Origin of the sequence: Rhodoluna sp. (genome assembly GCF_024639375.1) — a bacterium.
Classification (GTDB): domain Bacteria; phylum Actinomycetota; class Actinomycetes; order Actinomycetales; family Microbacteriaceae; genus Rhodoluna.
On record NZ_JAHEIM010000015.1, the window covers coordinates 1 to 19309 of the forward strand.

A 19309-nucleotide genomic window follows, 5' to 3' on the forward strand; every position below is an offset into this window, starting at 1 on the left:
CTCGGTCTCACCCTTAGGTGTTACCTTTCCAACCAAGATGTCGCCAGGGCGAACCTCTGCACCAATGCGAATGATGCCGCGCTCGTCAAGCTGAGCCAATGCTTCTTGCGAAACGTTTGGCAGGTCAGAAGTGATTTCTTCTTTACCAAGCTTGGTGTCGCGTGCATCAACTTCATACTCTTCGATGTGAATTGAAGAAAGAGTGTCTTCCTTTACCAAGTTCTGGCTAAGGATGATCGCGTCTTCGAAGTTGTGACCTTCCCAAGGCATGAACGCAACTAGCAAGTTCTTGCCAAGTGCAAGTTCACCCATGTCGGTTGATGGACCATCGGCTAGAACTTCACCGGCTTCTACGCGCTGACCAGCTTCAACAATGATTCGCTGGTTGATTGCAGTGCCCTGGTTTGAGCGGTCGAACTTGCGCAGAACGTAAGTCTTTGTGCCGCCCTTGTCTTGCTGAACTGTGATGGTGTCTGCATCAACTTCTGCAATCACACCAGCAGTTTCGTTAATAACAACTGCACCTGAGTCGATGGCCGCAACGCGCTCCATACCGGTTCCAACAAATGGTGAGTCAGAACGAAGCAATGGAACAGCCTGACGCTGCATGTTCGCACCCATCAACGCACGAGACGAGTCGTCGTGCTCAAGGAACGGAATCAACGAGGTTGAAACAGATGCAAGCTGACGAGGTGAGATGTCAAGGTAGTCAACATCTTCTTTATCAACTTCAACAACGTCGCCGCGGAAGCGAGCGAACACCTTGTTGTTTGCAAAGGTCTTGTCTGCGTTTAGTGGTGTTTCTGCCGCTGCGATGGTCTTGCCATCTTCAGCTGCTGCGTCAAGGTACTCGATCTTGCCTGAAACTTTTCCGTTTACAACCTTGTTGTAAGGAGTCTCAATGAAACCGAATGCGTTGATGCGTGCATAAGCAGTAAGCGAACCGATAAGACCAATGTTCGGACCTTCAGGAGTCTCAACTGGACACATGCGTCCGTAGTGAGAAGGGTGAACGTCACGAACCTCCATTTGCGCACGCTCACGTGCGATACCGCCAGGGCCAAGCGCTGAAAGGCGACGCTTGTGAGCCAGGCCGGCAAGAGGGTTGTTCTGGTCCATAAACTGTGACAGCTGTGAAGCTCCGAAGAACTCCTTGATTGCTGAAACAACTGGGCGAAGGTTAATCAGGGTCTGAGGAGTAATTGCCTCGATGTCCTGAGTTGACATGCGCTCACGAACCACGCGCTCCATGCGGCTAAGGCCGATGCGAACCTGGTTCTGAATCAATTCACCAACGCTACGGATGCGGCGGTTAGAGAAGTCGTCGATGTCATCCGAAGAAACAGCAATCTTTACTGACTTGCCACCCATCTTGATTGGGAACTCAAGACGTGCACCGGTTGAAACGGCCGCAGCGTTAGCAATCTGCTGGTCGAACAACAACAGGTACTTCAAAGTTGCAACAACGTCTTCAACGGTCAAAGTGTTTGCTGCTGCGTCAACGTTTAGACCCAACTTGCGGTTTAGCTTGTGACGGCCAACCTTTGCCAAGTTGTAGCGCTTTGATTCGAAGTAGGTTGACTTCAACCAAGCTTCTGAAACTTCGGCACCAGCAGTCTCGCCGCGAACCTTGCGGTAAAGCTCACGAAGTGCGTCTTCTTTAGTAAGAATCGGGTTTACGAAAACCTTTGACTTGTCATAAGCCAAGGTGTTCTCAATAAGGTCAACGTCAAATGTCCAGTTAGGTGCACCGGCCTTTGTTGCTGACTCAAGGTCTTTGAATTCTTCGCGAATCTGGTCTTCGGTTAGACCAAGTGCCTTCAAGAAGATGGTTGCAGAAACCTTAGTCTTGCGGTCTACCTGCACCTGAATGATTGGCTGACCAAAACGAGCGATTGGCTTGCGGTCATCGCGAACCCACTCGGTCAAGAACTCAAGGTATGAACCACGGCTTGGGATGATCTGCGCCTTGTTGTTACGCACATCCAAGTTTCCGGTGGTGTTGGTTGAAACAGAGAAGTACACACCAGGTGAACGAACCAACTGTGAAACAACAACACGCTCGGTGCCGTTGATAACGAAGGTTCCCTTTTCGGTCATAACCGGGAAGTCACCCATGAACACGGTCTGAGACTTGATCTCACCGGTTAGGTAGTTGGTGAACTCAGCCTTGATATAAAGCGGCTGGGTGTATGACTTGCCCTTGGTCTTGCACTCATCTGGAGTGTATGAAGGGTCGTAAAGCTCTGGGTGACCAAAGGTCAAACCCATCTTTGCGTCTTGTGAAGAGTTTGATGAGTCTTCGATTGGTGAGATCTCTTCGAAGATTTCTTCAAGACCGGTCTTAGCAGCCGGGCCCTCTTTTTCGCGCCATGCAGGGTTACCAACGAGCCAGTCAAAGCTCTCGGTCTGCAGACTTAGTAGATCTGGAAGTTCGATCGGTTCAGGGGACTTGGCAAAGCTAAGGCGCTTTGCAAGACGATCGTTCTTCATGGTTTTTGCGTTCTTCGCAGCCAATGTTCCTCCAGGGAATTCGACTAATCACAATTCGCGGGTCGTGATCAGTAGGTTTGGGTGAAAAATCGCAACCTAAAACCGGTGACGCCTCAATATGCGGTCACGCGCGCAGCCAAAATATGCATGCGGGGTGTTTGGGAGCAAAGGATTAGTGTATAACGATTTTGAATCGGTTGTAAACACCCGGTTTTTAGGGCAGGCGTTTGGGTTGCGGCTCTGCTAGGCGGTTTTAGCAGCCAGTTATTGCATCATTGATGGTGTCGGCCCACTTTTGGGCGTCATCCACGGCGATTAATAGACGGCGGTAGCGGTTTCTTACCTCTCTATGCGCCGATTTTGCTGTGGATAAGTTGAGCACGATCGCCGGTTTTGTGCTCATCCAGGCCGCGAAGGTCCAGCCGCCAGTTTGGCCGGCGCGCCAAAACGAGCCGTAGGCCACAAAAGTTGGGATTCCGGTGCCTGGGAGGCGTAATCCGAGGGTTTTCCAGATTTCTTTGTTGTCGGCTACCTCGGCGCCCTTGATATGAGCGGCTCGCAGGGTGATATCGCCGTGTAAGGCCCAGATTTTCTCGGCCGGGCTGAGTTTGATGCGTAATTCGGTGTCGGTTAGTTCGATTTTTGGCATTTTTAGGCCTTTTTCCCGGTGTTTTCGCTATTTCCGCTGGTTTTGGCCACATATGAGCGGTAAGCCTCGCGACCCAGCTGAAAAAGCCAAAAAATCGCGGCAAGTGCCAAAAAGAAGCTAATTGCGGCCCAAATTAGGTCTTGGTCGGTTACGGGCCCTTTATCCACAGGGTCAAATGCACTTGGCACCAAAAAAGGCAGCATTGCGGCGAAGGTTAGGGCGGCGGCCACGGCTGCTGCGCTAATTATGAACCACTTGCGGGTCTTGATTGGCTTTGGAAACTTGTTTGCTGCGAAAGGCCAAACGATTGTGCCAAAGAGTGCGCCGAGTGCCGGCACGAACAGCAAGAAGGCCCAGTTGCCGATGAATGCGAGAGCGATCCACGAAACCAGCACAACCCCAATCAGAATCAGGCGGTCGCGAAAAAGTCTTGAGCTCATCATGGGTTTAGGCTAAGCCCAAATGCGCAGATTCGTAAAAATTAAATTGCCTAAACCAACTTGGCGTGAAGTGTTGGTCGAATTTATTGGCGCGCTAATTGGAATTGGCGTCTTGGTTGGCCTCGGTGATTTAACTAGCGTGCCGTTGTTGTGGGCACCGCTCGGCGGAACCCTGGTGTTGGTTTTTGGTGCGCACGCGTCGCCTTATTCGCAACCGATGAATGTGCTCGGTGGGCATTTGTTATCCGCGGGTTTGGGTTTGATTTTGCTTTGGATTTTGCCGCACACCGAAATTTCACTGATCATCACGGTTGGCTTAGTGATCGCCGCAATGCGCCTGACTCGATTGACTCACCCGCCGGCCGGCGCAAACCCGATTGTGATTTATCTCACATCGGCAAGTTGGGCAGTGCTGCCGACGTTAGCGCTTGGGGCGGTTGTGATTTTGATCCTGGGATTTTTTGTGCACAAGTTTTCGGCGCACGCGTACCCTGCGCATTAATGCGCTGGTCTCTTAAATTTGCGCCGCTATTCAACCGACTGATACGTCGCTCACAATTCCCGCAGTAATGCTCAAGTTGATTCGCGTTGGGCTGTAATCCATGGTGACTACAAAGTGTTCGCCGTCGCGTTCAACAATTCGATATGTGTAGCCCTTGGCTGTTATGGCATCCGTGGCGGCTTTTTCTTTCATGCCAATCAGAGTTTTTGCGAAGGCCAAGGTTTCGCCGGCGATTTTTTCGAATGGACCGGGTGAAGTTTCGCTGGAAGAGGGCGAAGCACTCGGTTTTGGTCTTGGATCAGTTTGACCAAACAACCAGGCGCAGCCAGTGGTGAGCATCAGGGTTGAGGCGGTGAGAGCCGCAATTGCAATAAATCGACGCTTTGGCATTTTGTGGCCTTTCTAAAACACCTTCGGCCTCCCGACACTTATTCAATATCGGGAGCCCCAGGCGGTCTCGGTCTCGCATGTCGAATCAAAGATTCGCCATGCACTCGACCTCGCGGTGACGGTGGGATTTGAACCCACGGTGGGCTTTCACCCACACAACTTTTCGAGAGTTGCACCTTCGGCCGCTCGGACACGTCACCGTGAAATAGGCTACTACCTTCGCCGGGTGCCCCGATTTCTAGAGGGGTCGGCTGCGGCGCCGCTGCTTAGATGCGTTCGATGCGCTTTGGCAAAGCCAGAGTGAGCACCATAAACAAGGCCACAATCACAACCTGAATTAGAAGTGCGTTTCGAAAACCTTCGGCTGCGTCGCCCGCAAGTGCAAAGTTGAAAAATACGGTTCCAAAAATTGCCACACCAACCGATGAGAACACCGACTGCACCGCAGACATAACTCCACTGGCCGAGCCAGCCAGTTTGCTATCGACCGTCGAAAGAATTGTGTCGAAGATTGGTGCAGCAATTAAGCCGGTGCCAATTCCCGAAACAACCAGTGCCGGCACAAGCTGCCAGATGCTGAAGTTATCCGCGGTTGGTAATGCAAACCACATAAGGCCCACGCCAACAAACTGAATCGCCGCGCCAATTTGCAGGGTTAGTCGGCCTCCAATTTTCTCGGCCAGGAAACCACCGCTGATGCCACCACCAATTGCTGAACCAACGGCAATTGGAATGTTGCCAAGGCCGGCTTCGGCCGATGTGAACTGCTCACCGAACTGCAGGAACAAAGTCAAGATCAAATAGATGCCGGTGAAGCCAGCGAAGTAGAGTGCGAGGCCACCGAGGCCAAGTGTGTAAGAGCGCTTTTTGAAAATGTCGGCATCGATTAGAGCTACTTCTCCGCGACCAACTGTTTTGCGCTCAAGAGTTGCGAACACATAGAACATCACGAGTGAACCAACCAAGATCACAAAGATCCACGCAGGCCAGCCGAATTCTTGACCGGTCATCAGCGGATAAACCAACATGCCTGAAGCAACGACTACCAATAGTGCGCCGCGCACGTCGATCTTCACTGATTTATCCGGGGCCGATTTTGGAATGTATTTATAAGCCAAAACTGCAGCCACTAGGCCGATCGGAACATTCACCAAAAAGACTGAACGCCAAGCGAGGTCCAAAATATTTGCCTCGATTAAAAAGCCACCGATGATTGGGCCGAGGATTCCGCCCAAACCAAACGCTGGGCCATAAAGTGCAAAGGCCTTGCCAAATTCTTGCGGAGGAAACACATCGCGAATCAATCCGAAGCCTTGAGGCAAAAGCATCGCGCCAAAGAAACCTTGCACTAGTCGCAGGGCAATAAGCGTTTCAACATTTGGCGCCAGCGCACAAGCCAGTGAGGCAATAGTGAAACCGATTAGGCCGAATAGAAACATGTTGCGGCGGCCGAAGCGGTCACCAAGACGGCCACCAAGAATTAGTCCCGAGCCCAGGGCAAGTGTGTAGCCACCAATAACCCACTGAAGGGCGGTGCTGTTTGCGTTTAGATACTTGGCAAGCGAAGGGCCACCAACGTTCACGATGGTTGAGTCAAGTAGATCCATGATCTCGACAATGAGCACAACGGTTAGAACCAACCAGCGGTGCTTATAAAGAACGTGTTGGGCCTGATCTAGCTTCTGGTTCAATTTGGCAGCTTTCATAAGTTGGATTCGTGACCCCCAGCTTTGGGGTGCCACCGTCCCATAGGCTACTACCCATGAGCACTGAAGGGTCTACCCGCGCAATTATCGCGGCACTAATCGCCAACATCGGCATCGCAATCACAAAATTCATCGCCGCTGCGATTTCTGGTTCGGCTTCGATGTTTGCCGAAGCGATTCACTCGGTTGCCGACTCGGGCAATCAGGTGTTGTTGATTGTTGGTGGTCGCCGTGCACGCCGCGCCGCCACTGCTACCCACCCCTTCGGATACGGCCGCTCGCGTTACATCTATGCATTCATCGTTTCGATTGTGCTGTTCTCGGTTGGTGGTTTGTTCTCGATTTCTGAAGGTTTGAACAAGCTGCAACACCCGCACGAACTTGAAGCGGCTTGGTTGCCACTAACGGTTTTGGGTGTTTCGATTTTGCTCGAGAGTTTCAGCTTGCGCACTGCGTTGCGCGAGGCAAAACACGTGCGTGGTTCGCAGAGCTTGGTGCAATTTATTCGACACGCAAAGTCTCCCGAGTTGCCAGTTGTGCTGCTTGAAGATATCGCGGCGCTGGTTGGTTTGGTGTTCGCGTTTGGTGGCGTAGGTCTAACCGTATTGACTCACGATGCTGTGTGGGATGCGATAGGAACATTGGCGATTGGCGCTTTGCTGGTTGCAGTTGCAGTGATTCTTGGAATTGAAACCTCGTCTTTGCTTTTGGGCGAGGGCGCATCTGCCGGTGATGTCGGCAAGATTCGTGCAGCTATCGAGGGCACATCCGGGGTTGAATCAATCATTCACATGAAGACCCTTTACCTGGGCCCAGATGAATTGATGGTTGGCGCAAAGATTGCAATTGCTTCTAGCGATGGGGCTGAGTCGATTGTTCGCACGATTGATGCGGCTGAGGTTGCTGTGCGCGCGGTTGTTCCGGCGGCGCGAGTTATTTATCTAGAGCCAGATATTCGCAGGGTTTAGCAACGACTTTCAGTACATGCGGACTGAACCGAAGGCTATGACCAGCCACATTTGCAGATAAAGAAAAACAAGCAACCCGGCCAGAATTATCGTTCCAACCGTGGCGTAAATTTTTTCACTGCGTTGTTGGGCAGCATCTTCAAGCTCAGCAATGTCAGCAAATCGCTCTGTTCTGCGTCGAGTGAATTCTGTGGCGCTAGACGCGAAAAATGCGAAGCCCGCGATTGAAGCGATGATTGAAAATGTGTCTGGGTTTATAGCTTTCAAGGTCAGCAGTGCAACCGCTGCAATGAAAGTCACCAATGACGCCCAGATTACGACCCAGATATATTTGCGCACGCGCACCCCCTGCAATTGACCCTAATAGACAGCAGGCGAAACGACTCTTTAGAGCGCCTGGATAAAAATCACTGGGAGCATCACGATTGGTGCAAACACATACATGCCGGCAAAAGGCGTGACCACTAATAGCAACACTGATGTCACAGCAATTCGCACAGTTTTTTGCGATCGACTTTGCGATTCTTTGATCCATTGCAACAAAGCTTGAACTGCCCAAACCGCAAGAGTGCCGAGGCCAACAAACAAACTAGCCGCCCCAATTAAAACGATCACTACTACTGCCCAGCGAAGGCTTGGCGGGGTAATTCCAGATAACGCCACAACTAGGAATGCACAAACGCCACCAAGCGCCAGCAACCATGCCGGCCAGTTGAACTTATTGATTGGGTTTCGCATGGTGATTAGTGATATTGCAATCGCTGGCTTAGCGCAATTGACATGAATCCGATGGCAAGCGTGAGTGAAACGAACCAATAAAAAATAAACGGCGAAGCTGCGATGATGCCGACTGCAATTGCCCAACCCTGCCAATAAGTTTTTGTAATTCTCAATTGGCACCTCCCCCAAATGCGATGAAACCTTAGACAGTTTTACCGCTTCACAGCGAAGCAGTGCTGATTATTCTTCACGGCGAGCCGCGAAGAACCCGCGCAACTGCGCAGCACATTCTTCTTCGAGCACACCGGCGATTACCTCAACCGGGTTTCCCAACCGCGCATCGCGCAGCAGGTCATACAAAGAGCCAGAGGCACCCACGCGATCATCCCAAGCACCAAACACAACACGTGGAATTCTTGCCGCAACAATTGCACCGGCACACATCACACATGGTTCGAGAGTGACAACCAATGTGCAGTCGGTCAGACGCCAATCACCCAGCGCGGCAGTTGCCTCGCGAATCGCAATGATCTCGGCGTGACCGGTTGGGTCGTGCGAAACCTCGCGATTGTTATGAGCGCGGGCGAGCACCTCGCCGGTTGGTGAAAGCACCAGAGCACCCACGGGAACATCCACGCCAGAAAGCGCAGCCTCGGCGAGCGCAGCTTTCATGTGGGCGGTGTAGGTCATGTGCCCAATTTAGTGCACGGCAAAAGCGGTAGATTTGCCCCATGCGAGTTCACATTGCCGACCACCCACTAATCACCCACAAGCTCACAGTGCTGCGCGATAAAACCACGCCGTCGCCGGTGTTCCGCCAGCTGGTTGAAGAGCTTGTGACGCTGTTGGCATACGAGGCAACCCGCGATGTGCACGTGACCCCGGTTGTTGTCGAGACCCCGGTTGCGCCTTACAACGGCGTGAAGCTTGCTCGCCCGCGCCCAATCATCGTGCCGATTCTGCGCGCCGGCCTAGGAATGCTCGAAGGCATGGTTAAGTTGCTGCCAACCGCCGAGGTTGGCTTCTTGGGCATCAAGCGTGACGAAGAAACTCTGCAGCCATTCACCTATGCCAACCGCCTGCCAGATGACCTAACAGGTCGCCAGGTTTTCATCATCGACCCAATGCTGGCCACTGGTGGCACACTCATCGATTCGATCAATTACGTTTTTGAAAGAGGCGCTACGGATGTGACTGCCGTGTGCATCATCGGATCACCCGAAGGTTTGGCCGCGGTTGAAGCTGCAACTCACGGGCGCGAAGTAAAGATTGTGCTGGGTCAACTTGATGAGAAGTTGAATGAGCAGGGCTACATCGTTCCTGGTCTCGGTGATGCGGGCGATCGTCTCTACGGAACTGCTCAATAAAACATCGCCCGTTTCAGTGCCCTTCGAATTCGCGCGTAGCGCGGCGAATTAAATTGGTCCTCGCTAGGGCAATGCCCAAAGTGCTGTAAAAGTCCATTCAGGCCGCAGGTTGTGCCGATTGATCTATATGAAAGAGAAACCCGCCCGCGGAGTGAATGTTTATGTGAATTACTCCTTGGTGGCGCTGATTGATTCGTTTAGGTAAACCTGGCTATTTGCTGCAGGAAAAAACGGGCGACTAAACTCGACTCATGTCCAAAATCCTTTGCACCATGTGCATGCGTATGTGCCGCTAGTTGCCGCCCCATTAATTCGCATACCCAGACAAAGGATTTTTTGAAATGACAGACACCCCGAACCCAACCAGCCCAGAGGCTACCGAAACCGAAGCCCGCGGATTCGCCCTATATGTAGGCCTTGATGAACACACCGCAGCCGAAGCCGGCCTCACCCTGAGCGAAGTGGTCATCGCACTGCGCAAAACTTTGGCCGAAATCATCCCTGCGGCAGCAACCGAAACTTATGCAGCCGTTGCACTCGCACCAAAAGGCCTTGGTGGCCGCCCAATCGACGTGGTGCGCACAGCACTTCGTGACCCTCGCGCAATCGACAAGCTCACCGGCGGCAAAAAGGCATCCGAAGATGAACCGCAAAAGGGTATCGTGATCGACACAAACCGCAAGAAGGTTTTTGCCGATGGCGAGAATGCCGACCTCACCTACAAAGAATTTGAGCTGCTCAACTATTTGATTGAGCACGAAGGCGCAACTGTGAGCCGCAAAGAAATCATCGACGTGATTTGGAACGAGGGTGACGGCGAGATTCCAAATGACCGAACCATCGATGTTCACATTCGTCGCTTGCGCGCCAAGATTGCCGGCTATGAAGACATCATTCGCACAGTGCGCGGCAGCGGATACCGCTTTGACCGTCACCCAGAAGTGATTTACGAAATCTAATGGAGCAACTCGCTCACGAAATTGCAAAGCGCACACTGCAACTGGTCGATACCGGCAAGAGCATGCCAATTGTTTTGATTGATGGGCGCAGCAACTCAGGCAAAAGCACTCTGGCTGCTGAAATTCAAAACATCATTTTCAAGGATGGCGAATCGGCTCCACGCGTGATTCACATGGACGACCTGTACCCAGGTTGGGACGGCCTGGCAGCTGGCGCCGAATATCTGCAGCGTGTGATTTTGAATCCATTGAGCAAAAACGAAACCGCACACTGGCAAGAATTTAACTGGGCCAAAAACGAGCGAGATGCTTGGCGAGAGTTTTCGGGCGGCACACCCCTAATCATTGAGGGCTGCGGATCGCTCAATCAACAAAGTGCGCAACTTGCAGACATTAAAATCTGGCTGAACGTTGACGAAGAAACTCGCCAAAAGCGTTGGTTAGAACGCGAAGGCAGCAACGAGCACTGGGCCGAGTGGGCTGCGCAAGAACTCGATTTTTATGCTCGTGAGAAATCAGCAGACCTTGCAGATCGCATCTAGATTTATAGATTTCGATAGACGTCGCCGTTTTCGCGTTTTCTAATAGCTAGAACCAAGTCATCGATTTTCTCCCACATCTCAGAAGTCACAACATAAAACGCAGGTGCGTTATTAGTGAGCACACAAAACGGGAGACCTTCGGCTTCTTGAACGGCTTTATTCGGGTTGGCTTTGAAGTCAGCAAGACCTAAATCAACACCTAAATTCAGGTCCGATAGAAATACGCAATTAAGCGGCGCGACGCCCTTTATACCAAGCCCTGAAACCAGCAACCAGCGAAGCCAAAATAAACGCAATCGCAATTGCATAAGAAGCGTTCTTCACCGCCGGAATCGACGCCGCGAAATAACCCGCAACCGTTAACCCAACACCCCAGGCAACTGCACCAACCGCGTTAGCGCTAAAAAATTTGTAGTAATTCATCTTGGCAATGCCCGCAATCGGCGGAACAAATACACGAGCCCACGGCATAAAGCGAGCAATCACAATCGCCCACCATCCCCAGGCTTCATAAAAACGCTCGCTGCGCGCAATCGCGCCCTTCAACCATTCGCCGCGTCGACGATCGAGATAAGGCCGCCCATAGTGTCGCCCAAGCGTGTAGCCAACCTGGTCGCCAAGCCACGCAGCAATGCCCACACCCAAAGCCATAACCCAAATATTCACCGCGGATTCATGCACCCCCGCACCAACCGCACCCGAACCTGCTGCCACCAGACCCGCAGCAAAAACCAACGAGTCACCAGTGATAAACGGAATGAATGCGCCAACAAATAGCCCAGTGCCGGCAAAAACCAATCCCCAGACCACAGCATAAAAAAGCCACGGGCCAAGATCGCCGTACCAAGAAGTTATTTGGTCAGAGATTGCGCTGTGGATAACCAGAGCAGAAGTATTGAAAGGCACTAAATAAGCCTAAGCGCGAATTCGACGACTAAAAAGCCACTATGGCTTGCCAAAAAGCAAGATGTCATCAAGGTCATGACGCACACGAGGTGCAATCTCACGCTCACGCGCAGGCCCCTCAAGCTGTTCAGCCGGCGCAACGCGACCAACCACAACAAGCACCGGAATAACCAAAGCCTCTTCGAGACCCAGGTCAACCTTCAAAGCATCGCGGTCGAAGCCACCAACAACGTGAGCGTGCAAACCAAGCTCGTGAGCCTGAATCATCAAAGATGAAACCGCAAGGCCTAGGTCAAACTGACCCGAACCATAAGCAGTGCCATCAGGCGCGTGCGTCAAAACCGAAGCCACGATCAATGCCGAAGCGTGTGGGGCCCAAGCCGCGTTGAACCCGCTCAGACGAGCCGCAACAGTCGCGTGCTCCTTTGAACCGCGCACCGCAACACCAAAACGCCATGGCTGAAAGTTATTGCCACTGGCGGCCCAGCGGGCAGCCTCAAGAATCGAAAGCAACTCGTGCTGGGTTAGCTCGTAGTTGTGGTCAAAAGAACGTGGGCTCCAGCGCTCGGCTAGAACAGGGGCAATGGGCGCAGCAGTAACAGCAGTTTTAGAGGTCATGGTTCAATCTAACAGCAAGGGGTACTTGACTATTCCCTACAATTCCCGGGATGCTCGCCCCGAATTGAACTTGGTAGGAATCTCGGCCGACAGCACCGCGCGCTTTAGCGCCGGCTTAAATTCGAGCGACCACTTGAGCGTCAGCTCATCAAGCATCTTCAAACCCAGACCAGAAGAAACATCGGGCTTTGGTGCAAAACCATCGTTAGAAACAGTCAAAACCAAGATGTCGTTGTGGTCGCGATCAATCGAAATCCAAACGTTCTTTGCTTGGCCGTGACGCACCGCATTCGAGACACCTTCTTTGGCAATCTCATTCACACATAAACGCGCATTCGGGTCATCGCGAAGAGCACGCTCCGCACGCACCGAAACGTCCCACGTCACAGAAACAACTCCACGCCATGCCTCAACCAAATCGGCAGCCGCACGTTGCAAATCAATCTCAATCACCGGTGTCACGCGAAGGGCCGCAGCCGCACGATTCAAATCTTCTTGCACCAGCAACAGGTGGTGCGGTTCAAAAGGAGCCGGCGCAGACAATCGCGTAATCGCCGCAGTCAACGCCGCCTGCACGGTGCCGTGCAACACAAAACTCCAGTTGCGTCGCGAGATCCACAATTGTTGATCAAACAGAGACTTCTCAATTTCAAGAGTTTCATTTTGGCGACGGATTTCTTCTTCGGCCGCTTGGCGATCTTGATCAAGCGCCTCGGTGATTGCCAAACCATAAATGGTCAGGTAATTGATCAAGAAGAAAACCAGCAACAACAAATAGGTGCTTGGGCCCTTGGCATGTTGCACACCAAACGAATAACTGGGAATGGCCGACACAAAAGCAATCGCACCAACCAACGGCAGTGCGGTAGCTCGCGACATGGATTCAACCCGGCCCAGCAGAACCTTGGCAACCACCACAAAAATCAGCGAAATGACCATGCCCAGAGCAACAATCTCGGCAGCAACAAGCCCCAGCACCAACTGCGAAATCAACCAGGTGCCCGGCGCGATAATCGCAAAGGCGCCAATCGGGCGCAGCAAACTCGAAGGGCGCACGGTCTTCAAATATGTGCCCTTGACACTCGGGGCATCCATTCGCTTAATTACCCCAATAGCTGCGGTGCTGGGCAAAGCACTCAACTCACGCGAAAGCGGCCGCACCTGATTGTTCACCAACGAACGCAGTTCATCAAGAGGCTGCTCCAGCCCAGATTCTTCAGCCAACAACTTCTGAATACGATCCAACCGAGGCAACAACTCATCCTGAGCCTGCTTCAAAATCTTGTCATTTTCGTCGGCAACCAAACTCTTAATGTTGTCACGATAGGCCAACAAAGTTTCACGCGCACCAAACAAACGCGAAATAATTTCGCGGTGCTCGAGCCGCGAACCAAAACCAAGCGCATAGATAAACAAGAGCCCAACGCCGATGGATGAACCGCCTGCGATGCGATATAGATAGTCGCCAATTACTTCGAGACCAATTGCATTAGCAAACACCGCAACCATCACGTTGCGAATTGAGCCCAAGAAACCGGCAATCACACATGCCAAAATCGGGTGCGAACTCCACACCATGAACCGATCAATCACGGCCCACTTCAAAACTAAAGCCAAAACAAGTTGCACGGCTTCGGCGGCCAACCAAACGGCAACCCAAGCCAGCGAATAGTTTTCAAGAATTACTGCGTCAAAAAATAGCGAGAGCAAAACATAGATTGGCAAACTGAAAAGCAGAAAGCCCCAGTTCCAAATGTAGGCAGAGCCCAATCGGCTAAGCGCGCGCGAATTCAATTTCATTCACACCACCCCCAAGCCCAAACTAGGGCAAAAGCCCTCAGCGACCAAACGGCATGCCCGCGATTTTTATGTATTCACGAGCAGCAGTCACACGCGGGTTCGCATTGCTTTCAGCATCAATACCCGCTGCATCAAAGGCGCGCTTCACCAAGTTTTCAACCGCGCGCACTGTGGTGCCACGCTCCTGCGCAATCTGGTGATTGCTTCGACCAAGAGCAACCATCTGCAGCACAGCAAGTTGACTGCGACTCACAGAACTCAACTTGTGATCTAGGTTTTTGTCATCTCTAAAAGTCTTGCTCACGCGGTCGCGCACGGCAGCCTCAATGGCATCGTGCAACACACCAGGGTCGGCCATGCGATCTTTAACCAAATAGGCAGCGTTGCGCGGAATCGATTTATTGTCGATGCCCACCACCCGCGGCTCAGGTATATGAGTTAGAAAAACCAGAGCAATCTCTGGGTGTTTGTGGCGCAAAATTAGCGCCAGGTCAACACCGGTTGGGCCATCGCCAAGCTCGATGTCGAGCACGGCAATATCCGGGTCAAAATCGTCGGCCACGGTGCGGGCATTGGCCGCATTGCTGGCGGTGCGCACCACAAAGCCATCAGCTTCTAAGTTGGCAGCAATCAAACCGCGGATAAGCGGCTCGTCTTCAACGACCAACACCTTGCGGTCAAAAATCCCCATGGCCTAAGTGTGCCACTTGCGGTCTGACAAGACCGGCCTAACTTTCGCCAAGGCGAATGTTTACCCGCTTTATGCGAGGTTAACCGAATGCAGGCAGGCGTCAGTCGCGGTTTTTGCGCTTCAGCCTGCGAATCAGCAAGAATGCTCCGCCGCCAACCAAAGCCACCAAAATAACCCATGGCAAAACAATTCCCAGACCAACAACAACCCCGGCCGCAGCCGCCACAATCGATTGCCAGCCAAGCTTCAAACCATCGACAAAATTCTGCGGAGCAGCCTGAGGGCCTGAATTCAACTTGGTCAGACTCACATTTACTGTTGAAAGTGAAACCTGATCTGCGAAGTACCGCAGCTGCGAATCAATCGATTCAAGTTCGCCCTGGCGTTGCGTCAATACATTCTCGGCTTCAATAAGTGCGGCAGTGGTTTCGGCCTTGGCCATCAGCGCAGTCAAACGCGCAATCGAAGCAACTAACGACTTTTTGCGCGCCTCAAGATCTAAAACGCTCACTGTCACATCAAGAGCTGAAATATCCACCTGAGTCACAGTGCCAAGTGCCTTGATTTCATCAATGGCAACTTCCAACATTTTTGCATCTACGCGCAGGGCCAAGTTCACCTGATAAATTTCACCGGCATTATTGCTCACCTGTGATTGCGAATCGATTTTGCCCGAATACTTTTGGGCGACCTTCTGTGCCTGGTTGCCGGCCTCAACTGGGTTGGCCACTGCCACAGCAACGCTGGCGTTCTTGATAACACTCGCATCAGATGACGCACTGCCACCAGTTGGCGCAGCCAAATCAGAAGGCCCGCCGGTCTTGCTTCCTATCGCAGAACCCGAATCGGCGCCAGAGTTTTGCACAGCCTGCGGGCTGGCAGCACCAACGCAACCGCTCAACGCAACAACAGTGGCCAAAGCCAGCGAAACAGCAACAGAAGATTTCTTGAAAGCGTTCATGCCTTCAGTATGGCACTCACCCCTGCTTACGGCGCAAGCAACCAAAGCACCGGCAACGCCAACATGGCAACCGTGGCCACCCCAAGCAACCAGCGGCTCCACCAAGGTGAAACCCATTTGCCCAGCAGCGGTTTAGAGCGAGCCAACCACCAAACCAGAATCATCAAAAGCGGCGCGGTCAGGCCGTTCAAAATAGCCGCCAAAACCAAGAAGTGCATTGGCTCGATGCCTAACAGATTCAGCCCCAAAGCCACCGCCATCGACACCGTAATCACCGCATAAAAAGCTCGAGCCTGGCGTGGCTTGAGCTCCAAAGACTCTCGCCAACCAAAGGTCTCGGCAATCGCATAAGCCGTGGCTCCAGCCAAGACCGGAATCGACAACAATCCAACACCCAAAATACCCAGCAAGAACAACAACCCGGCAAACTGCCCGGCAATCGGCTCCAACGCCATCGCTGCCGACTCGGCAGAGTCAATGTTCAGAATTCCCCCAGCGTGCAAGGTTGCTGCCGTGGTGGCCATGATGGCAAACATAATGAACACTCCGGTGAGCATTCCACTGAACACATCACCGCGCATGGCAGAAACGTGGCGGTGATTCACACCGGTTGGGTGATCGGCATCAACCGCAAAATCAGATGGCGAAACCGAACGCTCTTCAACCTCTTCGGCTGCTTGCCAGAAAAACAAATAAGGAGAGATGGTGGTGCCAGCAAGGGCAATCAAAATTTCAAACGAGGTGCGAGCAAAATCAACATGCGGCAACAGCACCGCCAATGAAACCGCAGCCCAATCAATTTGCGCAACAAACATCACGGCAACGTATGCCAACAAGCTCAAACACAACCAACGCAACACTCGCGAATAGCGGTGATAAGGAATGTAAATTTCAGTGACGGCAAGCAACAGCGCAAAACCAATCACGCCAACCACCTGCGGCACCGGCACAATCAATCTCAACGCGGCGGCCATCGAAGCCAAGTCGGCGGCAATATTCACGGTGTTAGCTACCGAAACCAACAACACCGCAACCACCAAAACCCAGCGCGGCATGTGTGACTTAATCAGCGAAGCAAGACCTTGGCCAGTCACCAAGGCCAATCGGGCACAGGCCTCTTGCACTGCAAAGGCCAGCGGCAACAACCAAACCGCGGTGAATAAAAAGCCATAACCAGCCGACGCACCGGCTTGCGAATAAGTGCCAATGCCTGATGGGTCGTCGTCGGCAGCACCGGTGACAATGCCAGGCCCTAGGCGTCTAAAAAAGTCGCGGGCGGCCATCGTCGATTCCTCTCATGCTGTCGTAATCCAACACCAAACATTCAATGCCGCGGTCTTCGGCCAACTTGCGAGCCTGCGGTTTAATCTCTTGTGCAGCAAACACACCACGCACCGGTGACAATAAAGGGTCACGATTCAACAGCTCAAGATAACGAGTGAGTTGTTCAACTCCGTCGATGTCACCGCGGCGCTTCAGCTCAACTGCAACAGTCGCCCCAGCACCATCGCGCATCAAAATATCAACCGGTCCAATAGCGGTGAAATACTCGCGGCGAATCAGCGAAGCACCCTCGTGCACCAAATGCAATTGATCGGCCAGCAACTCTTGCAGGTGCTTCTCGACACCATCTTTAATAAGCCCCGGATCATCACCCAACTCATGAGAAATATCACTCAAAACCGCAAAGATCGAAATCATCAAAACATCATCAGTCTTCACCTGTTGCACTTGCCAAACCTCGGCAACCCCAACCGAAGCCTGTTCCTCCGAAGGCTCCAAAACCGAAACCACACAAGGCGGGTTCATCCAGTTGAGTGGTTTATAAGAACCCGAATCTGAATGCACCAAAACCGAACCATCGGCCTTCAGCACCAAAAGTCGCAAAGCACGCGGCAGGTGTGCCGAAAGCCGGCCGGCGTAGTCCACCGAGCATTCGGCAATAATCAGGCGCATAAGTTCAAACTACTTCTTTGCCTTAGGAGCCTTGCCAGCACCAACCTGTGCCGCAATAACTTTTTCAAGAGCGGCCATCTTCTTCACCAATGCAGAAAGTTCGGCATCTTGCGCCGAAAGGTGCACCTGAATCTCTTTGGCTTCTTCAAGAATCGCACCGGCATCTTCATAGGTGGCAATGGCCCGATCGTCAGATGACTTGGCCTGGATGTTTTGCCCAACAATAATGATCGGCAGCAGCACCAGCTGCAAAAAGGTTTGGGCAATCCAAGCCACAATCACAATGGCGCTGCCGCTGGCTAGGGCCGCTGGCAAACTCACCAGGGTTAGTGCTGCAAAGGCATACGCCGCCCACATGGTGCCCACACGAGTGGTAACCCCAAGACCAATGCGCTCGTTGAGGCCAAGCTTTGAACCCTTAGCTGCTTTGGATACCGCCGGCCCGCGCTGTTGGCGTGCGGTGGCGTGTGGATGCTGTTGGTATTCATACTTAGGCATAGCCATAGCCTACAAAGAGAAACCTCCCCTGGCCGAAGCCAGAGGAGGTTTCTTGTGAATCTGTGTTTGCTAATTACTTAACAGTTACAGTTGCAGCCTTTACAAGGTCACCAGCAACGTACGCCTTTACAGAGTACTTGCCAGGGTTCTTGATCCAACGTGAGACAACGTAGTTGTCGTAAGTTGCAGTCTTGGTGATGCGAACGCCACCAATAACAGCAGATACTTCTTCACCCTTAGCATTTGCGAACTTAACGTAGACACGGTGGCCTACAACGTTCACAACAGCTGAAGGCTCAGGAGTTGAAACAGTTACAGTTGCAGTCTTAGTGGTGTCAACACCAGCAAGAGATGCAGTTGCAGAGATGGTTGCAGTACCTGAATCAGCAGGACCAGTGATCAACTTAACAACAACTTCACCAGCTGCGTCAGTTGTACCAGACTGTGCGTTTAGGTAACCAGCGCCAAGGTTCTTCAATGAAACAGCGATACCCTTCACAGCAGCACCAGTTGCGTCAGTGATCTTTACAGTCACGTCCACAGTCTGACCCGGAAGAATCGCAGCTGAACCAGTTGTCAAAGCAATTGCCGAAGCAACTCCAGTGTCGAAGGTTACAGTCGTGGTCTTTGACAAGGTACCTGCAGCAGCAGTGAATACTACTGAGCCACCCTTAGCGTCTGAGTAGGCGCTAACTGAGTATGAACCACCAGCAGCTGATAGAACAGTGATGCTGTCGCGTGAGAAACGAACCTTGCCGTTGCCATCGGTGTACTTGAATGTGATGCCAGTAGCTGAAACAGTGACTGGAACACCTTCAACACCAACGTTTGAAGCGTTGGTCACGATGCCTGAAAGGGTAAGGGTTGTGTTGCTTACACCTGTAGTTGCCGCAACAACGAAGTTGTTTGCGTCAGTTGTAGGCGCAGACTTACCAGCAGTTGCGTATTCGTTCCATGATGGCAAGGTGTGTGAGTCCAAACGAACGTTTGAAGACGCAGCAACCTGGTTGTCATCTAGGGTCAGCACGGCAGCTGCTGAGGTAGCCGCGGTTGTGTAGGTTAGGTCGAATGTCTGTGCGTTTCCGCCAGCGTATCCACCGATAAGAGTTGCAGTGATGGTGTCAACACCTGCACCTGCACCGT

At 52.4% G+C, this 19309-nt stretch carries 23 protein-coding genes and 1 tRNA gene; 5 read left to right on the forward strand and 19 right to left on the reverse strand.

Going from position 1 to position 19309, the window contains the following annotated elements:
• The 3 genes from rpoB to Q0L28_RS06045 form a co-directional block, all read right to left on the reverse strand.
• A partial coding sequence (gene rpoB, locus Q0L28_RS06035) for a DNA-directed RNA polymerase subunit beta (RefSeq protein ID WP_296633024.1) occupies positions 1 to 2493 on the reverse strand: 2493 nt, incomplete at its 3' end.
• 253 nt (positions 2494 to 2746) lie between these two features.
• Positions 2747 to 3142: a hypothetical protein gene (locus Q0L28_RS06040; protein WP_296632967.1), complete on the reverse strand. Its 396-nt coding sequence runs from the start codon at positions 3140 to 3142 to the stop codon at positions 2747 to 2749.
• Between the two features lie 2 nt (positions 3143 to 3144).
• The gene (locus tag Q0L28_RS06045) at positions 3145 to 3585 is read right to left on the reverse strand and encodes a hypothetical protein (RefSeq protein WP_296632970.1); all 441 of its coding nucleotides are present in this window, start codon (positions 3583 to 3585) and stop codon (positions 3145 to 3147) included.
• Positions 3586 to 3604: 19 nt separating this feature from the next.
• Here Q0L28_RS06045 and Q0L28_RS06050 point away from each other — a divergent pair, with 19 nt between their 5' ends.
• Positions 3605 to 4084 (forward strand): HPP family protein, encoded by a 480-nt coding sequence (locus Q0L28_RS06050; RefSeq protein ID WP_296632973.1) that lies wholly within the window; start codon positions 3605 to 3607, stop codon positions 4082 to 4084.
• A 30-nt stretch (positions 4085 to 4114) separates the two neighbouring features.
• On the opposite strand, the gene Q0L28_RS06055 is transcribed toward Q0L28_RS06050, so the two are convergent.
• The 3 genes from Q0L28_RS06055 to Q0L28_RS06065 all read right to left on the reverse strand — a co-directional run bounded on the left by Q0L28_RS06055 (position 4115) and on the right by Q0L28_RS06065 (position 6165).
• The gene (locus tag Q0L28_RS06055) at positions 4115 to 4474 is read right to left on the reverse strand and encodes a hypothetical protein (protein WP_296632976.1); all 360 of its coding nucleotides are present in this window, start codon (positions 4472 to 4474) and stop codon (positions 4115 to 4117) included.
• A 113-nt stretch (positions 4475 to 4587) separates the two neighbouring features.
• Positions 4588 to 4674: transfer RNA gene (locus Q0L28_RS06060), tRNA-Ser, on the reverse strand.
• A gap of 66 nt (positions 4675 to 4740) precedes the next feature.
• Positions 4741 to 6165: an MFS transporter gene (locus tag Q0L28_RS06065; protein ID WP_296632979.1), complete on the reverse strand. Its 1425-nt coding sequence runs from the start codon at positions 6163 to 6165 to the stop codon at positions 4741 to 4743.
• 71 nt (positions 6166 to 6236) lie between these two features.
• On the opposite strand from Q0L28_RS06065, the gene Q0L28_RS06070 reads away from it, so the two are divergent.
• Entirely contained in the window at positions 6237 to 7148 is a 912-nt protein-coding gene (locus Q0L28_RS06070; RefSeq protein WP_296632982.1) for a cation diffusion facilitator family transporter, read from the forward strand.
• A 9-nt stretch (positions 7149 to 7157) separates the two neighbouring features.
• On the opposite strand, the gene Q0L28_RS06075 is transcribed toward Q0L28_RS06070, so the two are convergent.
• The 4 genes from Q0L28_RS06075 to tadA all read right to left on the reverse strand — a co-directional run bounded on the left by Q0L28_RS06075 (position 7158) and on the right by tadA (position 8558).
• Complete coding sequence (locus tag Q0L28_RS06075) at positions 7158 to 7487, reverse strand: hypothetical protein (protein WP_296632985.1); 330 nt, start codon at positions 7485 to 7487, stop codon at positions 7158 to 7160.
• A gap of 48 nt (positions 7488 to 7535) precedes the next feature.
• Positions 7536 to 7886, reverse strand: coding sequence for a hypothetical protein (locus Q0L28_RS06080; protein ID WP_296632987.1), 351 nt, complete (start codon positions 7884 to 7886; stop codon positions 7536 to 7538).
• Positions 7887 to 7891: 5 nt separating this feature from the next.
• Positions 7892 to 8041 carry a hypothetical protein gene (locus Q0L28_RS06085; RefSeq protein WP_296632990.1) on the reverse strand — a complete coding sequence of 50 codons (150 nt, stop codon included), beginning with the start codon at positions 8039 to 8041 and terminating at the stop codon, positions 7892 to 7894.
• Between the two features lie 67 nt (positions 8042 to 8108).
• Positions 8109 to 8558, reverse strand: coding sequence for a tRNA adenosine(34) deaminase TadA (tadA, locus tag Q0L28_RS06090; protein WP_296632992.1), 450 nt, complete (start codon positions 8556 to 8558; stop codon positions 8109 to 8111).
• Between the two features lie 41 nt (positions 8559 to 8599).
• Between tadA and upp the strand changes: the two genes are divergently transcribed.
• From upp to Q0L28_RS06105, 3 genes are all read left to right on the forward strand, one after another.
• Positions 8600 to 9235, forward strand: coding sequence for a uracil phosphoribosyltransferase (upp, locus tag Q0L28_RS06095; protein WP_296632995.1), 636 nt, complete (start codon positions 8600 to 8602; stop codon positions 9233 to 9235).
• Positions 9236 to 9576: 341 nt separating this feature from the next.
• A complete protein-coding gene (locus Q0L28_RS06100; protein WP_296632997.1) occupies positions 9577 to 10194 on the forward strand; it encodes a winged helix-turn-helix domain-containing protein in 618 nt (205 codons plus the stop codon).
• Positions 10194 to 10736, forward strand: coding sequence for an ATP-binding protein (locus tag Q0L28_RS06105; protein ID WP_296633000.1), 543 nt, complete (start codon positions 10194 to 10196; stop codon positions 10734 to 10736). The genes Q0L28_RS06100 and Q0L28_RS06105 overlap by 1 nt, the downstream gene beginning before the upstream one ends.
• Positions 10737 to 10964: 228 nt before the next feature.
• Here the strand turns inward: Q0L28_RS06105 and Q0L28_RS06110 are convergent, their stop codons facing one another.
• The 9 genes from Q0L28_RS06110 to Q0L28_RS06150 all read right to left on the reverse strand — a co-directional run.
• On the reverse strand, positions 10965 to 11642 hold the full coding sequence (locus Q0L28_RS06110; protein WP_296633002.1) for a DedA family protein: 678 nt from the start codon (positions 11640 to 11642) through the stop codon (positions 10965 to 10967).
• Between the two features lie 39 nt (positions 11643 to 11681).
• Positions 11682 to 12260, reverse strand: a complete 579-nt coding sequence (locus tag Q0L28_RS06115; RefSeq protein WP_296633005.1) for a nitroreductase family protein — start codon at positions 12258 to 12260, stop codon at positions 11682 to 11684.
• Positions 12261 to 12296: 36 nt separating this feature from the next.
• The gene (locus Q0L28_RS06120; RefSeq protein WP_296633007.1) at positions 12297 to 14060 is read right to left on the reverse strand and encodes a hypothetical protein; all 1764 of its coding nucleotides are present in this window, start codon (positions 14058 to 14060) and stop codon (positions 12297 to 12299) included.
• Between the two features lie 37 nt (positions 14061 to 14097).
• Positions 14098 to 14751 (reverse strand): response regulator, encoded by a 654-nt coding sequence (locus Q0L28_RS06125; RefSeq protein WP_296633009.1) that lies wholly within the window; start codon positions 14749 to 14751, stop codon positions 14098 to 14100.
• A 100-nt stretch (positions 14752 to 14851) separates the two neighbouring features.
• On the reverse strand, positions 14852 to 15712 hold the full coding sequence (locus Q0L28_RS06130; protein WP_296633012.1) for a DUF4349 domain-containing protein: 861 nt from the start codon (positions 15710 to 15712) through the stop codon (positions 14852 to 14854).
• Positions 15713 to 15738: 26 nt separating this feature from the next.
• Positions 15739 to 16995 (reverse strand): NRAMP family divalent metal transporter, encoded by a 1257-nt coding sequence (locus Q0L28_RS06135; RefSeq protein WP_296633014.1) that lies wholly within the window; start codon positions 16993 to 16995, stop codon positions 15739 to 15741.
• Positions 16973 to 17668 (reverse strand): endonuclease NucS, encoded by a 696-nt coding sequence (gene nucS / locus Q0L28_RS06140; protein ID WP_296633017.1) that lies wholly within the window; start codon positions 17666 to 17668, stop codon positions 16973 to 16975. Before nucS ends, Q0L28_RS06135 begins: the two co-directional genes overlap by 23 nt.
• Positions 17669 to 17677: 9 nt before the next feature.
• Positions 17678 to 18166 carry a hypothetical protein gene (locus tag Q0L28_RS06145; protein ID WP_296633019.1) on the reverse strand — a complete coding sequence of 163 codons (489 nt, stop codon included), beginning with the start codon at positions 18164 to 18166 and terminating at the stop codon, positions 17678 to 17680.
• A gap of 73 nt (positions 18167 to 18239) precedes the next feature.
• Positions 18240 to 19309 (reverse strand): hypothetical protein (locus Q0L28_RS06150; RefSeq protein ID WP_296633021.1); only part of this gene is annotated, 1070 nt, incomplete at its 5' end.